Source organism: Collimonas sp. (assembly GCF_035566375.1).
Lineage (GTDB): Bacteria > Pseudomonadota > Gammaproteobacteria > Burkholderiales > Burkholderiaceae_D > Collimonas.
The window spans coordinates 69,088-87,890 of the sequence record NZ_DATMRK010000002.1; the positions used below are offsets into that span (position 1 = coordinate 69,088).

General features: G+C 57.7%; 14 protein-coding genes. 8 read left to right on the forward strand and 6 right to left on the reverse strand.

The window, feature by feature from the left end; genetic code table 11:
• Nucleotides 1-106 precede the first annotated feature (106 nt).
• The gene (locus VNZ60_RS00515) at nucleotides 107-928 is read right to left on the reverse strand and encodes a carbon-nitrogen hydrolase family protein (RefSeq protein ID WP_325656117.1); all 822 of its coding nucleotides are present in this window, start codon (nucleotides 926-928) and stop codon (nucleotides 107-109) included.
• A 79-nt stretch (nucleotides 929-1,007) separates the two neighbouring features.
• A complete protein-coding gene (locus VNZ60_RS00520) occupies nucleotides 1,008-5,204 on the reverse strand; it encodes a YhdP family protein (RefSeq protein WP_325656119.1) in 4,197 nt (1,398 codons plus the stop codon).
• A gap of 308 nt (nucleotides 5,205-5,512) precedes the next feature.
• Here VNZ60_RS00520 and glnE point away from each other — a divergent pair, with 308 nt between their 5' ends.
• Nucleotides 5,513-8,269: a bifunctional [glutamate--ammonia ligase]-adenylyl-L-tyrosine phosphorylase/[glutamate--ammonia-ligase] adenylyltransferase gene (gene glnE, locus VNZ60_RS00525; RefSeq protein ID WP_325656121.1), complete on the forward strand. Its 2,757-nt coding sequence runs from the start codon at nucleotides 5,513-5,515 to the stop codon at nucleotides 8,267-8,269.
• An 11-nt stretch (nucleotides 8,270-8,280) separates the two neighbouring features.
• Here glnE and VNZ60_RS00530 read toward each other — a convergent pair whose 3' ends face one another.
• From VNZ60_RS00530 to tkt, 4 genes are all read right to left on the reverse strand, one after another.
• Complete coding sequence (locus VNZ60_RS00530; protein ID WP_325656123.1) at nucleotides 8,281-8,637, reverse strand: putative signal transducing protein; 357 nt, start codon at nucleotides 8,635-8,637, stop codon at nucleotides 8,281-8,283.
• Nucleotides 8,638-8,798: 161 nt separating this feature from the next.
• Nucleotides 8,799-9,812, reverse strand: a complete 1,014-nt coding sequence (gap, locus tag VNZ60_RS00535) for a type I glyceraldehyde-3-phosphate dehydrogenase (RefSeq protein WP_325656125.1) — start codon at nucleotides 9,810-9,812, stop codon at nucleotides 8,799-8,801.
• Nucleotides 9,813-9,872: 60 nt separating this feature from the next.
• Nucleotides 9,873-10,448: a GNAT family N-acetyltransferase gene (locus tag VNZ60_RS00540; protein WP_325656127.1), complete on the reverse strand. Its 576-nt coding sequence runs from the start codon at nucleotides 10,446-10,448 to the stop codon at nucleotides 9,873-9,875.
• Entirely contained in the window at nucleotides 10,445-12,439 is a 1,995-nt protein-coding gene (gene tkt / locus VNZ60_RS00545; RefSeq protein ID WP_325656129.1) for a transketolase, read from the reverse strand. The genes VNZ60_RS00540 and tkt overlap by 4 nt, the downstream gene beginning before the upstream one ends.
• Before the next feature lie 318 nt (nucleotides 12,440-12,757).
• Here tkt and speE point away from each other — a divergent pair, with 318 nt between their 5' ends.
• The 7 genes from speE (at nucleotide 12,758) to VNZ60_RS00580 (ending at nucleotide 18,755) form a co-directional block, all read left to right on the forward strand.
• Entirely contained in the window at nucleotides 12,758-14,020 is a 1,263-nt protein-coding gene (gene speE / locus VNZ60_RS00550) for a polyamine aminopropyltransferase (protein ID WP_325656131.1), read from the forward strand.
• Between the two features lie 42 nt (nucleotides 14,021-14,062).
• Complete coding sequence (locus tag VNZ60_RS00555; protein ID WP_325656133.1) at nucleotides 14,063-14,470, forward strand: hypothetical protein; 408 nt, start codon at nucleotides 14,063-14,065, stop codon at nucleotides 14,468-14,470.
• Between the two features lie 12 nt (nucleotides 14,471-14,482).
• Nucleotides 14,483-15,628 carry a glutathionylspermidine synthase family protein gene (locus tag VNZ60_RS00560; RefSeq protein WP_325656135.1) on the forward strand — a complete coding sequence of 382 codons (1,146 nt, stop codon included), beginning with the start codon at nucleotides 14,483-14,485 and terminating at the stop codon, nucleotides 15,626-15,628.
• 58 nt (nucleotides 15,629-15,686) lie between these two features.
• Complete coding sequence (locus tag VNZ60_RS00565) at nucleotides 15,687-16,088, forward strand: DUF350 domain-containing protein (protein WP_325656137.1); 402 nt, start codon at nucleotides 15,687-15,689, stop codon at nucleotides 16,086-16,088.
• 19 nt (nucleotides 16,089-16,107) lie between these two features.
• On the forward strand, nucleotides 16,108-16,833 hold the full coding sequence (locus VNZ60_RS00570; protein WP_325656139.1) for a 16S rRNA (uracil(1498)-N(3))-methyltransferase: 726 nt from the start codon (nucleotides 16,108-16,110) through the stop codon (nucleotides 16,831-16,833).
• Between the two features lie 258 nt (nucleotides 16,834-17,091).
• The gene (locus VNZ60_RS00575) at nucleotides 17,092-17,532 is read left to right on the forward strand and encodes a YidB family protein (protein WP_325656141.1); all 441 of its coding nucleotides are present in this window, start codon (nucleotides 17,092-17,094) and stop codon (nucleotides 17,530-17,532) included.
• A gap of 233 nt (nucleotides 17,533-17,765) precedes the next feature.
• Nucleotides 17,766-18,755 carry a bifunctional riboflavin kinase/FAD synthetase gene (locus VNZ60_RS00580; RefSeq protein WP_325656143.1) on the forward strand — a complete coding sequence of 330 codons (990 nt, stop codon included), beginning with the start codon at nucleotides 17,766-17,768 and terminating at the stop codon, nucleotides 18,753-18,755.
• Nucleotides 18,756-18,803: the final 48 nt, after the last annotated feature.

Here is an 18,803-nt window from a genome sequence, read left to right on the forward strand (position 1 = left end):
GAGTATCGTGCATTGGTGGGTCAGACTGGGAGCGCCCGTCTCCGGTCTTCCCTATGAAAGTGACTATAAATTTATTGTCAGCAACAATATTCAACTACCAACAAATTTATAATTTGCGGTGCAGCAACGCCGGCAAACTGGCCCGTACTCCCTTAAGGACATGGGGGTCGATGCTGCCGCTGACAAGGCCTTCGCCTTCCGCCTGCACCGACTTAATTTCGCCCCAGGGATCGATCAGCATGCTATGGCCCCAGGTACGGCGGCCATTCGGATGTTTACCGCCTTGCGCCGCGGCCAACACGTAACATTGGTTTTCAATGGCGCGTGCGCGCAGCAAAATTTCCCAATGCGCCTTGCCGGTAGTGTAGGTAAACGCCGCCGGCACCACGATCAGGGCGCAGTCGCCCAGCGCCCGGTACAACTCTGGAAAGCGCAGATCGTAACAGACCGATAAACCGACCTTGCCGAACGGTGCCGCGAAACTGCCGGTGTCCTTGCCGTAGACGATGGTGCGTGCCTCGTCGTAGGACTCGTCGCCATTGCTGAAACTAAACAGATGGATCTTGTCGTAGCGGCTCACTTGCTGGCCGTCGGGATCGTAGACCAGGGTGGTGTTGAGCACTTTGCCGACCTCGTCGGCGATCATCGGCAGGGTGCCGCCGATCAACCAGATACCGTGTTCCCTTGCCAGTTGCGCCATGAAGGTCTGGATCGGCCCCTCGCCCAGGATTTCGGCGCAGGTCAGCTTGTCGGTGTCCTGCATGCCCATGATTGGCCAGTATTCAGGCAGCAACACCAGTTGCGCGCCTTGCCCGGCGGCCTCGGCGACAAGACGCCGCGCCGTATTGAAATTTTCTTCCAGCACCGGCGTCGACACCATTTGAATCGCGGCGACGTTGAAACTGGTTGAGCTGGGTGCTTGACTCATGGTTCTGAACTCCTGCGCCGAGGCGATAACTGGGGTGATGAATCGGGCAATAACGGGGGTGACAACTCAGGTGATAAATTCAGCGGCCGTATGACAGACCAGGCGTATTCGCCGCCGGCACGTCGCTCTTGTGATCGAGTTTGGTCACCACCGGATCGGTCCAGCCGCCGGTAATATTATATTCAAAGGTGAAAGCTCTCATCAGCGGATCGCGCAAGAACAGTTGCGCCAGGAAGGTGCCGATGCCGATTACCGGATTGATCGCCAGCGCCACCACCGAGGCGGTGCCGGCATTGATTTCCGGCAGCACCGCCACATGCAGGTCTTGCGTCTCGCGGGCGATATCGGCGACGCCATCCATCAACACCGTAGCATTCACGCTGCGCATCTTGAAATTATCAGTACGCGCCTTGCCTTGCGCAATAGAAGCGGTGCCGACCACGCTATCGAAGGCGAAACCCTCAGAAAAAATATCGCGGAAATCCAGGGTCAGGCGGCGTGGTAACGATTGCAAACTCAAGACCCCAAGCAACTTGGCGGCGCCCGGATCGACTTTCAGGAACTGGCCTGCCGCCATATCCAGGTTGAGCTGGCCGGATAGCGACGGAATATCCATGGTGAACGGCAAGCCCTTCCAGCTGACCTCGCCATCCATGCGTCCTTTGGCGGCCCGCAACACATGCGCAAAACCGAAGCGGTCCAGAAGTTTTCCGGCATCGGCGATATCCATGGCGTAAGTCAGGCTGGTGGTGTTGTCACCGTTGACTGTGGTCCATTTACCCTCGGCCTTCAATTCTGCATCGGAATTCTTGATCGATAATTTCTGGATCCGCCATTCGTTGCCGACATTGGCGCGCACGTTGCTGGCGCTCAGCTCAAGCCGTCCCAGCTTCTTGCCGAGCAACTGGAAATCCTCGGCGATAATGTCCAGCGCCGGAATCTGGGTAGAGCCGCCCTTGCCTTCCAGCACCTCGCCTACATCCGACTCACCGCCTTGCGGAATAGTCAGCGACGACAAACGTGCGGTGACTTTGCCAAGGCCGTGGCCCGACGGCGATGCGTTCCAAGTCACGTAACCCGAAGCTTGCTTGGAATCGATATTGACCTGCCAGGCGTTTTTCTGATGCGAAGCGCCCAGCACCACGTTATCCAGCGTCTTGCCGAGCAGGATCAGCTGGCTGGCCCGGACCGATACCAGATTCGGCTCGGCATATTGCGCCAGGCCGGACAAAGACGATTCGTCACCGGCTTTAGCAGCGCTATCCTCGCTCAATGCGCCGGCCAGATTGTTCCAGGCGTCGAGATTCAATGTCTTGGCGTTCAGATTGACCGCAACGCCGCTATCCGGCTCAGGCGCCGGCGTATTGATGCCGATGCCGCCGCGCAGTATTTTCCAGTCAGCCGCTTTGCCATTTTCGGCAACACTCTTGTTGAGCGGTTTCTGCCGCTGATAACGAGCTACGATAGCCGATCCCAAGGCCAGCTTAAGCTCGTCGCGCGCTACCGCGGCATCGTCGGAAGCCATGCCCAGCCATTCGAATTTGAGCGGCATGGTTTCGCTCACGCTCTTGCGCAAGGGCTCCGGAAAATCCAGGCCCATGCCCTGCAAGCTGGATTCGACCACTAACTCAGGATGGTGCTCGCGGATTGCAATAGTAGCGTTATAACGACTGCCGCCGCTGGCGTGCGACAACAGCTTTTGCATCGCTACGCCTGGATAAAGTGCACGCAAACCATCAATGCTGGCGTTGCCTTCAATCTTGATCAGGGTCTGATGATCAGCCTGGGTGCCGCCGCTGGCTTGCACCGGTCCGCCCAGTAAACTGCCTTTGACGCCATTCAGATTGAAGCCCTTTTCGTTGAATTCAAGCTGGCCGGTGGCGTTGGCGATAGGCGGGATGATTTTTTGCAAAACGACGTCATTGTTGAGGAACTGCAGCACGCCGGTAACCTTGCTATCGATGCCGTGGGACAAAGGTATTTGCAGATTCAATTGCAACTTGGCGTTGCCTTTGGCTTGCGACTCACTGGTAAAACCGTCGATCCAGTGCAGCACCGGACTATTGTTGGTGAACTGCACGAAATTCTGCAAAGCGCCGGCGGCGCTGCCGTCGATCAGCAGCATCTCATCATGCGATCCCAGTTCAGGCACCGTCGCGGTGACATCGCTTACCGTCACCGCCGAAGTCTGCGCAGTAGCGGCCTTGATCTGCAAACGCGTGCGATCCAATGCAAAGGTGCCGTCTATTTTTTCCAGCAAGGGCCACAAGGGCTGTTTTCCATCCACGCCGAAATGGCCAGGCTCGTATTCCAGCGTGCCATTTTCAATTTTCCCGGCGACGCTGAATTCGCCCTTAGGCTTGGCGTTGGCTGCGTCCGTGCGGAACGGGAAATCAGCCAGATCGCCCTTGATCCTGATCGCGACATCTTTTGCCTTGCCGTCCTTAAGCGCGCCGACCAGCCAGTTGCGTAAATGCTCCGGGGTGTGTATCGGCAGATAGCTGCCGATCTTTTTCAGGTCGAATTCGCTGATGCTGGCGGTCAGGTCCACCACTCCCAACGCGGCGCCGTGACGCTCTTGCAAGGGTATAAGGTGGCTGCCGGACAAGGTGCCGGCCAGACCGTCCTGAACAAAATTCATGCTATCGATTTGCAACAGCACCTTCTTTTGCTGGAAACTCCAACGCGCCTTCATATCGAGCTTATCGAAAGGCAGCAGTGGGATTTCGAAGAAACCGGGCAAATCCAGCTGCATTTTTTCCGATGCCAGGTTCAAGCTGCCGCCGTCCTGGTTGGCGTTGATGCTGCCGCTCAGATTATCGATCCCAGGAATCCCCGGCACCGCCGCTTGCGCCGGCTGGCTAGCCGTCTTCGGCTGCGCTGCGCGTGGCGCTCGGGCATTGACGCTTAAGCCCTCGAAGCGGCCTTTTGCGCTGTACGACACAATCGCCGGATAAGCGCCCTGCCATTGCGCGGCAAAATCGTGCAGTTGGCCGCGTGGCGCGAAATCGCTGATCATCTTGATCTGTGCCGCGCTCAGGGGCAAGCGCTGGACGAAGCTGGCCAGTGTCTGCAAATCGAGCTGCTCGGCCTGCAAACTAAATTTTTCCGCCTGCTTGCCCTGCGCAGGCAGATAGGATTCGCTGATGGTAGTCCGCGGCAAACTCAAGCCGTCAGCCGTTTTCAGGGAAAAATTGGTAAACGTGACGGCATGGCCGTGAGCACCGAAGGTCGGCGCGCCATCTTCTGGCGCCGGCCCCAGTTCTTCATGCGCAGATATACGCCCGCTGACGTTCTCTAATGCCAGTGGCTGCAAGTCGGGCCGCAAGCGTACGGCCAGACCGTTCAGTTGCAGATCGGCGGTAAAGTTACGCACCTTGGCATGATCCAGATCGAGCCAGGCTTGCACCGCGCCCTTGCCTTGATTGACTTCAAAGGGATAGTCGAAGTACGGCTTCCACACCGCCAGATCGGTATCTTGCAAATTGGCATAGAGGGTGCCGATCCAGCGCTTGATATCGGCCTTCTTGCGGGCAAATACCGGATGGACGAAATCCGCTCGCACGTCCAGCGGCGCGGCAAATGACGCCGGCGGCGTCGCCCGCACCGACAATTGGTGGCGGCGCCAGCGATTCTGCAGCACCAGATCGATATTGGTCAGGGTCAGCTCAGGCGCTTTGCGCAGATCGTCGCGCCAACGCAACTGGCCGTCACGAATCACCACCTTGTGCTGAGACAGCAGCCACTCGGCGCCAGCGCCGTCATTTTCCTGCTTGGAATTGACCAGAATGCCGGCGACAAACAGATTGCCCTGAGGATCGCGCTCGACTTGCAGATCAGGCTTGTCAATCTCCAGCGTGGCCAGCCTGACGCCGCCCACCAGCGCCGAACGCCAGGAAATAGTGGCCGCCACCTGCGGTAAAGTCAGCGCTGGCTTGCCGCCTTTGTCGTGAACCACCACGTTACCCAGTACCAGGTGCGGCTGCAAGCCATGCCAGGACGCCTGGATCGCGCCTATCGAAATCGGGTTGCCTACCTCTTTGCTAACGATTTGCTCAATCTCTGCCTTGTAGTAGCCGACATTCGGCAACACCACATAGCGCAAACCCAGGAATAGTCCGCAAAACAGGAAATACGCCACGATCAACAGCGTCAGCAAGGCGCCCAGCAGGTGATGGGTAACCAGGTTGAGGTGTTTGTAAGTGGCAATTCCGGCGCGCCAGCAGATGGCAAGTTTGCTAGCCGGCGGCGGAATTTTTGCTTGTTCTTCCAACATCAATCAGAATGGGTAAAATTAATCATTGTGAAACAGAATTCAGGAGCCGCCAAACCAAACGTGCGGCGAGTTACTCTGCGCTCTGTCCCCAACTGACCAGGGATAGGAAGTAAAATAAATCGGCTGCATCTGATCGATTCCAGATTGGCAAGCTGTTGATGTTCGACTAGCTGCCAGACCATATGTTCGCATGGATCAGCATGTGCTTAGCTAAAAAAACAAAAAGGCCGTGATTAAGCTTCCTGTCGAGCTTCCCATTTTCTTTGAATTTTGCGCCAATTATCCTTTAAACCCGTGACCCTATCCCTGTGACTCCATCCTTATTAAGCAGTACCGCTGCCTCGCGCTATTTCTCACGCTGGGTCAATGCCGAAGCCGGGCGCGCCGGACAAATCGCAGAGTTGGCCAAGCCGATGACAAGATTAACCGTCGGCCCGATGCTGCTTAGTCAACTGTTACAAAAAGAAACAGATTCCGGCATGCCCTTGCCGCGCGCCATGCGCCGCCTGCGCAACCTGCTGGTGTGCACCCTGATAGAACGCGATTTGCGCGGGCTGGCCGATCTGGATGAAGTGGTGAGCGCAGTCACCGCTTTCGCCGAATTTGCGGTGCAAACCCACTTGGCTGCGCTGACTGCCGACATGGTCGCGCTGCACGGTACGCCGCAGGGCGAAGAATCGGGCCAGCCGCAGGAATTGCTGGTATTGGGCATGGGCAAGCTGGGCGGTTGCGAACTCAATGTTTCTTCCGACATCGATCTGATTTTCACGTATGCGGAAGATGGCGATACCAAAACCACCAACGCCGACCAACGCTCCCTGTCGAATCATGAGTTCTTTACCCGGCTCGGCAAAAAGCTGATCGGCGCGCTGTCTGAGATCACCGAAGACGGCTTCACCTTCCGGGTCGACATGGCGCTACGGCCGAATGGCGCTTCAGGGCCGCTGGTCGCCAGCTTTAATATGGTCGAGACCTATCTGGTGACCCAAGGCCGGGAATGGGAGCGTTATGCCTGGTGCAAAGCCCGCGCCCTGACCGGCCGCCCGGAAGATATCGCCACTTTGGAAAACATCAGCCGGCCGTTCGTATTCCGGCGTTACCTCGATTACGGCTCGATCGACGCCATGCGCTCCATGCATGCGCAAATCCGCACAGAAGTAAAACGCCTGGAAGCGCTGCATCCGGAGCGCAGCAACAACGTCAAGCTGGGGCGCGGCGGGATCCGTGAAATCGAGTTCCTGGCGCAGGTGTTCCAACTGATTCGCGGCGGCCGCGATGGCGATCTGCGGGATCGCTCCACCCGCGCCACGCTGCGCACCCTGGCTGCTAAAAACCTGCTGGACGCCGAGGTAGTCGATAAACTGCTGGCAGCCTATGATTTCCTGCGCAACCTGGAACACCGGCTGCAATACCTGGACGATGCGCAAACCCATACTTTCCCCACCAACCAGGCGGATTGCCTGATCATCGCCCAGACCATGGGTTTTGCCGACGTGCCCTCATTGATGCAAGTGCTTGACCAGCATCGCACCCTGGTCGACGACCAGTTCGACGATATCTTCAAGGACAAGCAGCATGGCAGCCCCAGCCAGAAGGACTGGGACGACTGCGACAATGTGCTGCATACGCTAAGCGAAACCGACAGCCGCGAAACAATTGCCCTGGTATTGACCCATTGCGGCTTCTCCGATGCCTCGGCGGCGGCGCAACGGCTGGCCACCACCTGGCAATCGACGCGGGTGCAAAACCTGCCGGTAGCCAGCCGCGCGCGCCTGCTGGCACTGGTCAATGCCGCGCTGCCGGCGGTTGCCGCTATTCCCGAACCCGAGCGCCACCTGCCTACTCTCAGCCGTTTGCTGGATTTTCTGGAGGCGATTGCGCGTCGTGCCGCCTATCTGGCGCTGCTGACCGAATATCCTGCTACCCTGCACCGCGTGATCCGCATGATCAGCGCCAGCGACTGGGCCGCCAAATACCTGACCCAGCACCCTATCCTGCTGGACGAACTGCTGGATCCGCGCAGCCTGAACGCGGCGCCGGACTGGCCGGTGTTTGCGCAGGAATGCCGGCGTCAGCTGGAGACTGCTCCCGGCGACACCGAACGGCAGATGGATATGCTGCGCGAAATGCACCATGCGCAGCAATTCCGCCTGTTGGCGCAGGATCTGGAAGGCATGCTTAGCGTTGAGGCGCTGGCCGATCATCTGTCAATTCTGGCCGACATCCTGGTAGCCGCCACGGTACAAGCCATCTGGAACGTGATGCCGGGCCGGCATCGCGAGACACCGCTGTTCACCGTCATCGCCTACGGCAAACTGGGCGGCAAGGAACTCGGTTATGTCTCCGACCTGGACGTGGTGTTCCTGTATGAGGATGACGACCAGGACGGCCCCGCCCTCTACGCCAAGCTGGCGCAGCGTTTCATTACATGGATGACCAGCCATACGCCGGCCGGCATTTTGTTCGATATCGACATTGCGTTGCGCCCCGATGGCGCCAGCGGCCTGCTGGTGTCGTCGTTCGGAAAATTCGAAAAATACCAGCGCAAATCGGCCTGGTTATGGGAGCACCAGGCTCTGACCCGGGCCCGTTTCTGCGCCGGCGACGCCGCCATCGGCGAACGCTTCGAAACCCTGCGAGTAGAAGTACTGCGCCAGGTGCGCGATGCGCAACAGCTGCAAAGCGAAGTGCTGGATATGCGCCAGAAAATGCGCGACGCCCACCCGAGCCGCAGCGATCGTTTCGATCTCAAGCACGATGCCGGCGGCATGATCGACATCGAATTCCTGGTGCAATTCCTGATCTTGCGACATGCCGCCGCCTATCCGCAGCTGACCGCGGATATCGGCAATATCGCCTTGTTGAAACTATGCGGGGAACTGGGCTTGATTGATGCCGTATTGGCCAACGCGGTGGCTGACGCTTACCGGACTTTCCGTAAACTGCAGCATCAAGGCCGCTTGCAGGGGGAAGAAAGAGCACGCGTGACAGCGACCCGCATAGCCGCCGAAATCTCGGTGGTGAAGCAGTTGTGGGCCGAAACTTTCAGAGTCGCCAACGCATAAGGACTAAAGCTTTAGCCGCCGCCCAGAAACACCAATATAGCAGCGCCAAAAGCACGGCCTCTGCGTTTATCCGGGGCTGGATCGGGCTCTTCGTCAGCGACATCAACGTCGTCGTCCAGCGTCAGTTGTCCGGCCTCGAAAGCCGTCAGGATCTGCCTGGCGGCCTTGACGTGCCTGGACGCCACTTGCAGCCGCGCACCGCCGGTCGCCACCGCAATCAGGGAATACACCTGGTTGATGCCGCCATCGACGATAAACGCCGGTATCCTCTCAGACTCCAGCAAGGCCTTGATGATCTCCAGATCGGAAGGTACCGTTGAACGGGCAATCGTTTCGAAATCGCCTTGGCTATCTTCAGTGCTTGTCATGTCGGCCCCTCAATTGAGTTGAATCAATCGTCACCAACCCACTATACCCCAGACCAGATCAGCCCGAAGCCGAGCGCAAGCAGCCTGGAAAATGACAGCCATAAAAAAACGCCCCGAACAGCGGGGCGTTTCTACTAGCGATGACTGATTTACTTGGCGAATTACTTGGCGTTAACCAGTGCAACCGTAGTGTCCAGCATGCGGTTCGAGAAACCCCACTCATTGTCGTACCAGCTCGACACTTTTACCAGACGGCCGGAAACCTTGGTCAGCGTCGAGTCAAAGTTCGACGAAGCCGGATTGTGGTTGAAATCGACCGAAACCAGTGGCTCAGTGTTGTAAGTCAGCAAACCCTTCAATGCGCCGTTTTCCGATGCATCTTTCATGATTGCATTGACTTCATCAACAGTGGTGTCGCGTGCAGCGACGAACGACAAATCGACCAGCGAGACGTTGATGGTAGGCACGCGAATCGCAAAACCGTCCAGCTTGCCGTTCAGTTCAGGCAACACCAGGCCGACCGCCGCAGCAGCGCCGGTCTTGGCCGGGATCATGCTCATGGTGGCGGAACGGGCGCGGCGCAGATCTTCGTGATAAACGTCAGTCAGCACCTGGTCGTTGGTGTAGGAGTGGACGGTAGTCATCAGGCCGTTCAACACACCGATCTTGTCGTTCAACGGCTTGACCAGCGGCGCCAGGCAGTTGGTGGTGCAAGAAGCGTTGGAAATCACGGTATCGCTGGCTTTCAGTACGCCGTGGTTGACGCCGAAAACAACGGTAGCGTCGACGTCTTTGCCGCCCGGTGCGGAGATGATGACTTTCTTGGCGCCGCCCTTGATATGGGCGCTAGCCTTTTCCTTGGTGGTGAAGAAGCCGGTGCACTCCAGCACGACGTCAACGCCCAACTCACCCCATGGCAATTCGGCCGGGTTGCGTTGTGCCAATACCTTGATGCGATCGCCATTGACCACGATGAAATCGCCGTCGACAGTCACGCTGCCAGGGAACTTGCCGTGGGCGGTATCGTACTGGGTCAGGTGAGCATTGGTTTTTGAGTCGCCGAGGTCGTTGATGGCAACGATCTCGATGTCATGCTTTTTGCCGCCTTCGTAATGGGCGCGAAGGATGTTGCGGCCGATGCGGCCATAGCCATTGATGGCGACGCGAATAGTCATGGTTTTCTCCTAAGGTATTAACAATAAATTCGTTTCAATTGCATCACAAATACTAACGCTTCAATTGACCCTGATGGTACGCCAACCGTAGCCGGCTTCCTGCAAATCCAATCCATCCCAGCTGAACGGCTGCTCAACCAACAGTTCGGCCCCCAGCATCTCGTAGAACTGCCGCGCCTGGCGATTTTCCGCCAGCACCCACACCAGCATGTTATTGGCGCCGGCGCTGGCCAGCGTTGCCGCCACATGCGCGACCAGACGGCGGCCGATGCCGGCCCGCTGCACCGACGGCTCCAGATAAATCGCGGTCAGCTCGGAATCGTAACCGAGCTTGGCTTCGGCAAGCGTCATGCCGGCCGCAAAACCCAGCACTTCACCGTCGACTTCAGCCACAAACACATTGGCCGCACTCGACGTCGCCGACAGGATGCGGCTCCAGATGGCGGTGCTGTCTTCAACCTTCATGCCATCCAGATAGTCATCCGGAATAATCCCGCGATAAGTGGCGCGCCAGCTATCGATGCGCACTGCGGCAATCACCCCGGCGTCGGCCACGGTGGCGCGGCGGATGACGACATCGCCAACGATATTGGTGATGTCGAGACCTCTAGCTTTTTTTACTTCTCTTACGTTCATGCCAGTATCAACTTGGTCTTGGCGACGACGTTTTCAACAGTGAAGCCGAAATGTTTGAACAACACACCGGCCGGAGCCGATTCGCCGAATGTATCGATGCCGACCACAGCGCCTTCCAGGCCGACATACTTGTGCCAGAACGCAGTGACGCCGGCTTCGATCGCCACGCGCGGCAAACCGCGCTGCAATACGCTGGCTTTATAAGCCGATTCCTGGCGGTCGAAAACATCGGCGCAAGGCATCGACACCACACGTACCGCAATACCTTCCTGCGCCAGTGCTGCCGCAGCCTGCATCGCCAGTTCCACTTCAGAACCGGTAGCGATCAGGATCGCCTTGGCGTCGGCCGCATCTTTCAAGACATAAGCACCGCGCTTGATGTCAGCGATTTGCGCGGCGTCGCGCTCCTGATATTGCAAATTCTGACGCGAGAAAATCAGCGTGCTTGGGCCGTTCTTGCGTTGCACCGCTTGTTGCCACGCCACCGCCGATTCAACCGTGTCGCATGGACGCCAGTTATCCAGTTGCGGAATCAAACGCAGGCTCGATACATGTTCCACCGATTGGTGAGTCGGGCCGTCTTCGCCCAGGCCGATCGAGTCATGGGTGAACACGAAGATCGAACGGATCTTCATCAGCGACGCCATACGCAAAGCGTTTCGGCTGTAATCGGAGAAAGTCAGGAAAGTCGCGCCGAACGGGATGTAGCCGCCATGCAGAGCGATACCGTTCATCATCGCGCTCATGCCGAATTCGCGCACGCCGTAATTGATATGGTTGCCCGGCTGGTCAGCGCGTACTGCCACGCTTTCTTTCCAGTTGGTCAGGTTGGAACCGGTCAGGTCGGCCGAACCGCCGAGGAATTCCGGCAGCACCGGCGCCAGTGCCTGGATCGCGTTCTGGCTGGCTTTGCGGGTAGCGATGGTTTCCTTCTTTTCGACGCAGCTGGCGATGTATGCACTCACGGTTTCTTCGAAATTGCCCGGCAGCTCGCCCTTCATGCGGCGGGTGAACTCGCTGGCTAACTGCGGATATTCGGCAGCGTAGCTGGCGAACAGTGCATTCCAGTCGCCTTCGAATTGCTTGCCTTGCGGCTTAGCGTCCCATGCGGCATAAACGTCGGCAGGGATTTCGAACGGTGCGTAGTTCCAACCCAGGGCCTCGCGCGCAGCGGCGATTTCCTTGTCGCCCAATGCGGCGCCGTGCACCTTGTCGGTACCGGCCAGGTTCGGCGAACCCTTGCCGATCACGGTCTTGCAGCAGATCAGGGTTGGCTTGTCGGACAATTTGGCTTGATGGATCGCAGCGTTGACGGCTTCCACATTGTGGCCGTCGACGGCGCGGATCACGTTCCAGCCGTAGGCTTCGAAACGCTTCGGGGTATCGTCCTTGAACCAGCCTTCGACATGGCCGTCGATCGAGATACCGTTATCATCGTAGAGCACGACCAGTTTCGACAGGCGCAGTGTGCCGGCCAGCGAGCAAGCCTCGTGCGAAATGCCTTCCATCAGGCAGCCGTCGCCGACGAATGTGTAAGTGTGATGGTCAACCACCGGGAAGCCGGAGCGGTTGAATTCCGCTGCCAGCAGTTTTTCCGCCAAAGCCATGCCGACGGCGTTGGTCAAACCCTGACCCAGCGGGCCGGTAGTGGTTTCTATGCCAGGCGTGACGTCGACTTCAGGATGGCCCGGCGTCTTCGAATGCATCTGACGGAAATTGCGCAACTCGTCCATCGGCAGATCGTAGCCGGTCAGGTGCAGCAAGGCGTATTGCAACATCGAACCATGACCGTTTGACAATACAAACCGGTCACGATTGAACCAATGCGGATTGCTTGGATTGTGACGGTAATGTTTGGCCCACAAGGCGACTGCAATTTCCGCCATGCCCATCGGCATGCCGGGATGGCCGGAATTAGCTTTTTGTACAGCGTCCATTGCCAGCGCACGGATTGCATTGGCCATCTTGGTAGTCGGGAGTGTGGAAGTCATGGTGGGAGCGGTTGGCAACGGTTAAGGAATCAGTTGAAAATCAGTCGAACATCAATTGAAGATCGGCTTTAACAAGCGGTTGGCGGGCGAAGAGCGTCAGAACAGCCCACAAAGGCCGATATTTTACCAAAATGCGGCCGATCCCGGTTCAAATCCGCTTATCTGTCCTGTGTTGCGGGGGCAAATGGGCAGTAAAATGCTGCCGCATCGCATACAGCACGCAAGCGCATCGAAGTTGAATCGCATGGTTTTATTGTGATTTTCATATCGACTTATCTACCCGCAATAAACAGCATTAATTTCAGCACTGATCTCACCATGCAAGGTTTACATCTGACGGCCGACTGTTACGACTGCCGCTGCCCCCCAGCCTTATTGCTCGATCCGGTCAGATTGCGCCAGTTTGTGGTGGAGCAAACGCTGCGCTCAGGCTTGACTATCGTCGGCGAAAAATTCCACCCCTTTCAGAGCGCCGACGGCAGCCCTGCCGGCGTTACCTGCGCCTTGCTGCTGGCCGAATCGCATCTGGCGATCCATACCTGGCCCGAACGCCAGGCGGTGACTCTGGATGTGTATGTATGCAATTTCACGGAAGATAACAGCGCCAAGGCCAGCGCTTTGCTGGATACCCTGATCAGCAGCTTTGCACCGGCCCGATGGCAGACCCATCGCTTGCAGCGCGGCAGCGGCGCCAGCGACCAGACCTTGGCGCTGGAGCAGCTCACGCCACATACCGCTTATGGCACGCAGTTGGCGCCGCCGCTGGCACAAATGCAATCGCCGTTCCAGCACATAGAAATTGCTGATTCCGCGGAATTCGGCAAGGTAATGCGGCTGGACGGCGTTTTCATGACATCGGAGCGCGATGAATTTTTCTACCATGAATGCCTGGTCCATCCGGCTGCGCTCAGCCACCCTGGCCCGCGCCGCGCCTTGATTATCGGCGGCGGCGACGGCGGCAGCAGCGAAGAACTGCTCAAGCATCCGTCGATCGAACAGATCACGCTGTGCGAACTCGATCCGATGGTGATCCAGCTGGCGCGTCTGCACCTGCAACAAATCCATCAGGGCGCGCTGGACGACCCGCGTGTCCGCCACGTCGCCCAGGATGGTTTTGCCTACGTACAGGAAGCAGCCAACGCCGCCACTGACCAGCAGCAGCTCTACGATTTGATCTTGCTCGACCTGACCGACCCGCAAGGTGCGAACGGTAGCGCGCTGGCAGCCGATTGCTATACCTCGGAATTCCTGCAAGCCTGCCGCGCCTTGCTCAACCCGGGCGGCGCATTGGTGATGCATCTGGGCAGCCCGTTCCACCATCCGCAACGATTCGCGTTGCTGCGCCAGCGTCTCAACAGCGTGTTCAGCCAGGTCCATCCCTATACCGTGCATGTGCCGCTATATGGCGCGCTGTGGGGCATGGCGATTGCCAGCGACAGTCTCGATCCGCTGCGGCTGGATAGCCATGCGATAGCATGCCGCTTAGGGGATAGGGCTGTGGGCGAACTCCAGTACTACAACGAAAATGTCCATTCGGCACTATTCGCCTTACCCAATTTCGTGCAGAATCTGGGCGCTTAGTTTGTTGTTGCAAATTCATCGTTGCCTGATTTGGAGAGCGTCTTGCCACCCACCGGTCTTTTGAAGCAACCCCCCGCACCTGCCGCTCCGCCGGCCAGAAAGAGCCACGCTGTGCCGCTGGTGCTGGCGGCGTCGGCGCTACTGGCCGGCTGCAGCCCCAGGCAAGCGCGCGACGAATACGCCAGCCAGGAAGATTGCAAGAAAGACTGGGCGCGTCCTGAGCTTTGCCAGCCGGCGTCGGGCGCCAGTTCCGGCGGCCACAGCGGCTACTATGGCCGCTACTACGGCCCTAGCTATGACGAGGGCGCCCGCGAAAGCGCGCAGCGCAGCGCACGCGGCGGCGGCAACAGCTTTGGCCTGGCGGGCGCCGAAAGCAGCAATCATTCGGTCGGCCGCAGCGTGTCGCGCGGCGGTTTCGGCGGCGCCCACATTTCTTCCGCCGGCGGTTAGGGCCGGTTAAATATGATCCGCGAAAACCTGACTCCGCGCGCCAACTGGCAGGCGCAATTCGAATCGCTTGGCTTCAGCTATCACTCGATTGACGATCTGTATTGGGATGAGCGCTATGCCTATCGCTTCACTGCGGCGCAAATCGATGCGGTCGAAGACGCCACCAGCGAATTGCACCAGATGGCTTTGCAAGCGGTCGAGCATGTGATCGCGCACGAACGGCTGCAACAGTTCGCCATTCCGCAGCCGTTCTGGGCGCTGGTTGAAGAAAGCTGGCGCGAAAAAGAGTTCTCCCTGTACGGACGCTTCGACCTGTCCTGGGACGGTCATAATCCGCCCAAAATGCTGGAGTACAACGCAGATACCCCGACCGGCCTGGTCGAATCCAGCGTAGCGCAGTGGTATTGGCTGCAAGACGTATTCCCGCAAGCCGATCAATTCAACTCGATCCATGAAAAACTGATCGCCCAATGGCAGACACTAGCCAGCGACCATCGCAGCAAGGGCTTGTTGCACTTTGCCTGCATCGGCGGCCATGAAGAAGACGAAGGCAACCTGTCCTATTTACGCGATACCGCGATCCAGGCCGGCTTCGCCACCAAACAGCTGGCGATAGAAAATATCGGCTGGGACCAGCAGCATGCCGAATTTGTCGACGACTTCGATCTGAAGATAGCCAACCTGTTCAAGCTCTATCCGTGGGAATGGCTGTGCCGTGAAGCGTTCGCAGAACATCTGCTGGCGCGCCCGCTGCGCCTGATCGAACCAGCCTGGAAAATGGTGCTGTCTAACAAGGCCATTTTGCCGGTGCTATGGGAATTGTTTCCCGGTCACCCCAATCTGTTACCGGCCTTTTTCGATGCCTGGCGTATCAGCGGCGACTTCGTCAAAAAGCCACTGTACTCGCGCGAAGGCGAAAACATCACGATCTATGCCGGCGGCGAAGTCCACCATCAGCCAGGGCAATACGGCGCCGAGGGTTATATCTATCAGGCTTTCGCGCCGCAACCGAAATTCGACGACGGCATTACGCCGGCCTACACTTCCATCGGCTCGTGGGTGGTAGGGGATGCTCCAGCCGGCATCGGCATCCGCGAAGATGTATCGCTGATTACCAAAGATACCAGCCGCTTTGTACCGCATTATTTTGTTGACTGACGATCAATCCGCAACCTTGAACGACACAAGCACCCCCAGCTATCAGGAGCACTGACCTATGAGCTTTTTACCCATCGGCCTGCCAGCCTTTTTATCCCACTTCGGCTTAGCACTACTGTTGGTGGCAGTGTTTTTTGTGATCTATATTTTTATCACGCCCTACCACGAGCTAGCCTTGATCCGCGCCGGCAATCACGCTGCCGCTGCCAGCCTGGCCGGTGCTTTGCTGGGTTATATCGTGGCCCTGGCTTCCGCTATTTCGAATAGCGTCAACCTGCTGGATATGCTGGTGTGGGGAGTGGTCGCGTTAATCGCGCAATTGCTGGCTTTCTTGATCGTCAAGCTATTGTTGCCGACGCTGCTGGAAGATATTCCCGAAAACAAAATCGCATCCGGCATCTTTCTTGGTACAGTCAGTCTTGGCTTGGGCTTGCTGACTGCTGCCTGCATGACTTATTGATTAAGGATTTTTTCATTCCATGCCTCGTTTCTATGTCTCCACCCCGCTCGAAATCGGCCAGTTGCTGGTTTTGCCGGAAGCAGTCGCCCATCACCTGCTGGTACTGCGCCTAGGGCCGGCCGCGCCAATCACCTTGTTCAACGGCGAAGGCGGCGAATACACCGCGACCATCAGCAGCATCGAAAAAAAACGCGTCAACGTCGAGATCAAGACCTTTTCACCGCGCGAGGCCGAGCTGCCGTATGCGATCACGCTGGCCCAGGCTTTGCCGGAATCGTCGAAACTGGATTGGATCATCGAAAAAGCTGTCGAACTCGGCGTCGCCGCGATTCAACCGCTGGCGGCGCAGCGCTGCGTAGTGCGCCTCAGCAGCGAACGCGCCGAGAAAAAACAAAACCACTGGCAAGCGGTGATCATCGCCGCTGCTGAACAAAGCGGGCGTAACCGCCTGCCCACCCTCGCCACTCTCAGCCCTTTCAACGACTGGGCCCAGCAACAGGATTTGCATAAGCGCGTCCTGCTGTCGCCACGCGGTGAGCAATCGCTGTCGGACTGGGCGCGCCATCATCCACCGCAAGCATTGGCGCTGTTGATCGGCCCCGAGGGCGGATTCACAGAGGCGGAAGAAAATCTGGCCTGTAGCCAGGGCGCGCTGATGTTGTCGATGGGGCCAAGGATTCTGCGTACCGAAACCGCTGGTTTGGCGGCGCTGGCAGCGATCAATGCGGTTTGGGGCGAGATGTAAGCCCGAAATAAATGTAAGCCCGGTAAGCTCTACTGTGCCTCTATCGATCCTACAATTTGTTCTAAGCAAAAATAAAAACCCTGGCTAGAATGATAAACGCTCTCAAGACACAATCGTTTTCAGTTTCGCAACTACTCAAAGCTCTTGCCGCGTTGTAAGATTAATCCTTTCAACGCTTCGCCTACGAAGTAACAACTGGCCTTGATGGCTGACGCTTTATTACGCATTAATTACGCATTATTTACTCAGGAGAATATTATGGGACTGCTGGATTCGGTACTTGGCGCAATCGGTGGCGGCCAACAGCAAGCGAACGATCCGAAAGCCCTGTTGATCCAGGCAGCAATTGGTTTGCTGACTAAACAAGGTGGCGCTGGCGGCGCTGCCGGCGGCCTGGGCGGCTTGCTCAGCGCGTTCGAAGGCGCCGGCCTGGGCCAGGTTGCGCAGTCGTGGATAGGTAACGGAGCGAATCAGGCGATTACGCCGGATCAGGTACAACAAGCGCTGGGTGGCGGCCATCTGGAAGAACTGGCGCAAGCGGCAGGGATTTCACCGAGCGAAGCAGCCGGTCATCTGTCAGAGATCTTGCCTGGCCTGGTAGACAAACTGACACCACAAGGCAACGCCAGCGCGCCTGCCGGCGGCCTGGATCTGGGTGGTTTGCTGGGCGGCCTGCTGGGCGGCAACAAACAGGGCTAAATTAGCCGAGGTTTGATTGTCTGACGACAAATCGCCCTCAGGGGCGATTTTTTTTGGCGTTATTATTCTTCAATGATTCGTCAATGCGTCAATCAGTATCCAAATTTCAATAAAATAGCTGTTTTATCAATTAAAAACCACGCAATCCGCTGCCGTTCGACTTCTGGGCAAGGGTAAAACGTCGAAAGCATTTATAATCCAAGGTTTTTGCAATAAATATTCCGGTCACTTCAATGAAGGTATTTCGCGGACTTCCCAACGCCGAATCGCGCGCCCCTTGCGCGCTCACTATCGGCAACTTCGATGGCGTGCATCGCGGCCATCAGGTGCTGCTCGCGCACGTCCGCAAGGCCGCCACGGAACTGGGGCTGGATGCTGCGGTGATGACGTTCGAGCCGCACCCGCGTGAATTTTTCGCGCAACGCGCCGGACAACCGGCCAATATGCCGACCCGCGTCGCCAACCTGCGCGACAAGCTGCAGTCGCTGTCGCAGGCCGGCATCGATCGCGTGATTGTCGAACACTTCAACGCCAGTTTTGCGGCCATGTCGCCTCAGGATTTCATTGAGAAAGTGCTGGTTGAAGGCTTGCACGTGAAATGGCTGATGGTCGGCGAAGATTTTTGCTTTGGCGCGCGCCGCGCCGGCAATATCGCCACCCTGATCGAGGCTGGCAAGAAATACGGCTTCCATGTCGAAACCCTGCCGACGGTCATGAATGAAGGTGCGCGAGTATCATCGTCGGCGGTGCGCGCCGCGCTGGCGGCCGGCGATTTCAGCCATGCGCGAGCATTGCTGGGCCATCCGTATGCGATCTCTGGGCATGTGGTGCATGGCAAGAAACTGGGCCGCACTATCGGCTTCCCGACCTTGAACCTGCGGGTTAACCATAAGCTCCCGGCCTTGTCTGGCATTTTTACCGTCAAAGTACATGGCCTGGCCGAACAGCCTTTGCCGGCGGTGGCCAGCATTGGTATTCGTCCTACCGTGGACGACAGCGGCCGGGTGCTGCTGGAAAGTTATATTCTCGACTTTGCCGGCGATTGCTACGGCAAATTGATAAGGGTTGAGTTTTTGCAAAAACTGCGCGACGAAGAGAAATATGTCGACTTGCCGACCTTGACTGCCGCGATTGCGCGCGACGTCAGCAATGCGCGCGCATATTTCGGCCAGCAAGACGCTGCAGCTGCGCATGTGCCAACTTCCGCGACAGACCGAATTTGACGCTGCACCGTCGCTTTACCCTGATAACGCTAGTGCCAGTTTAACTTA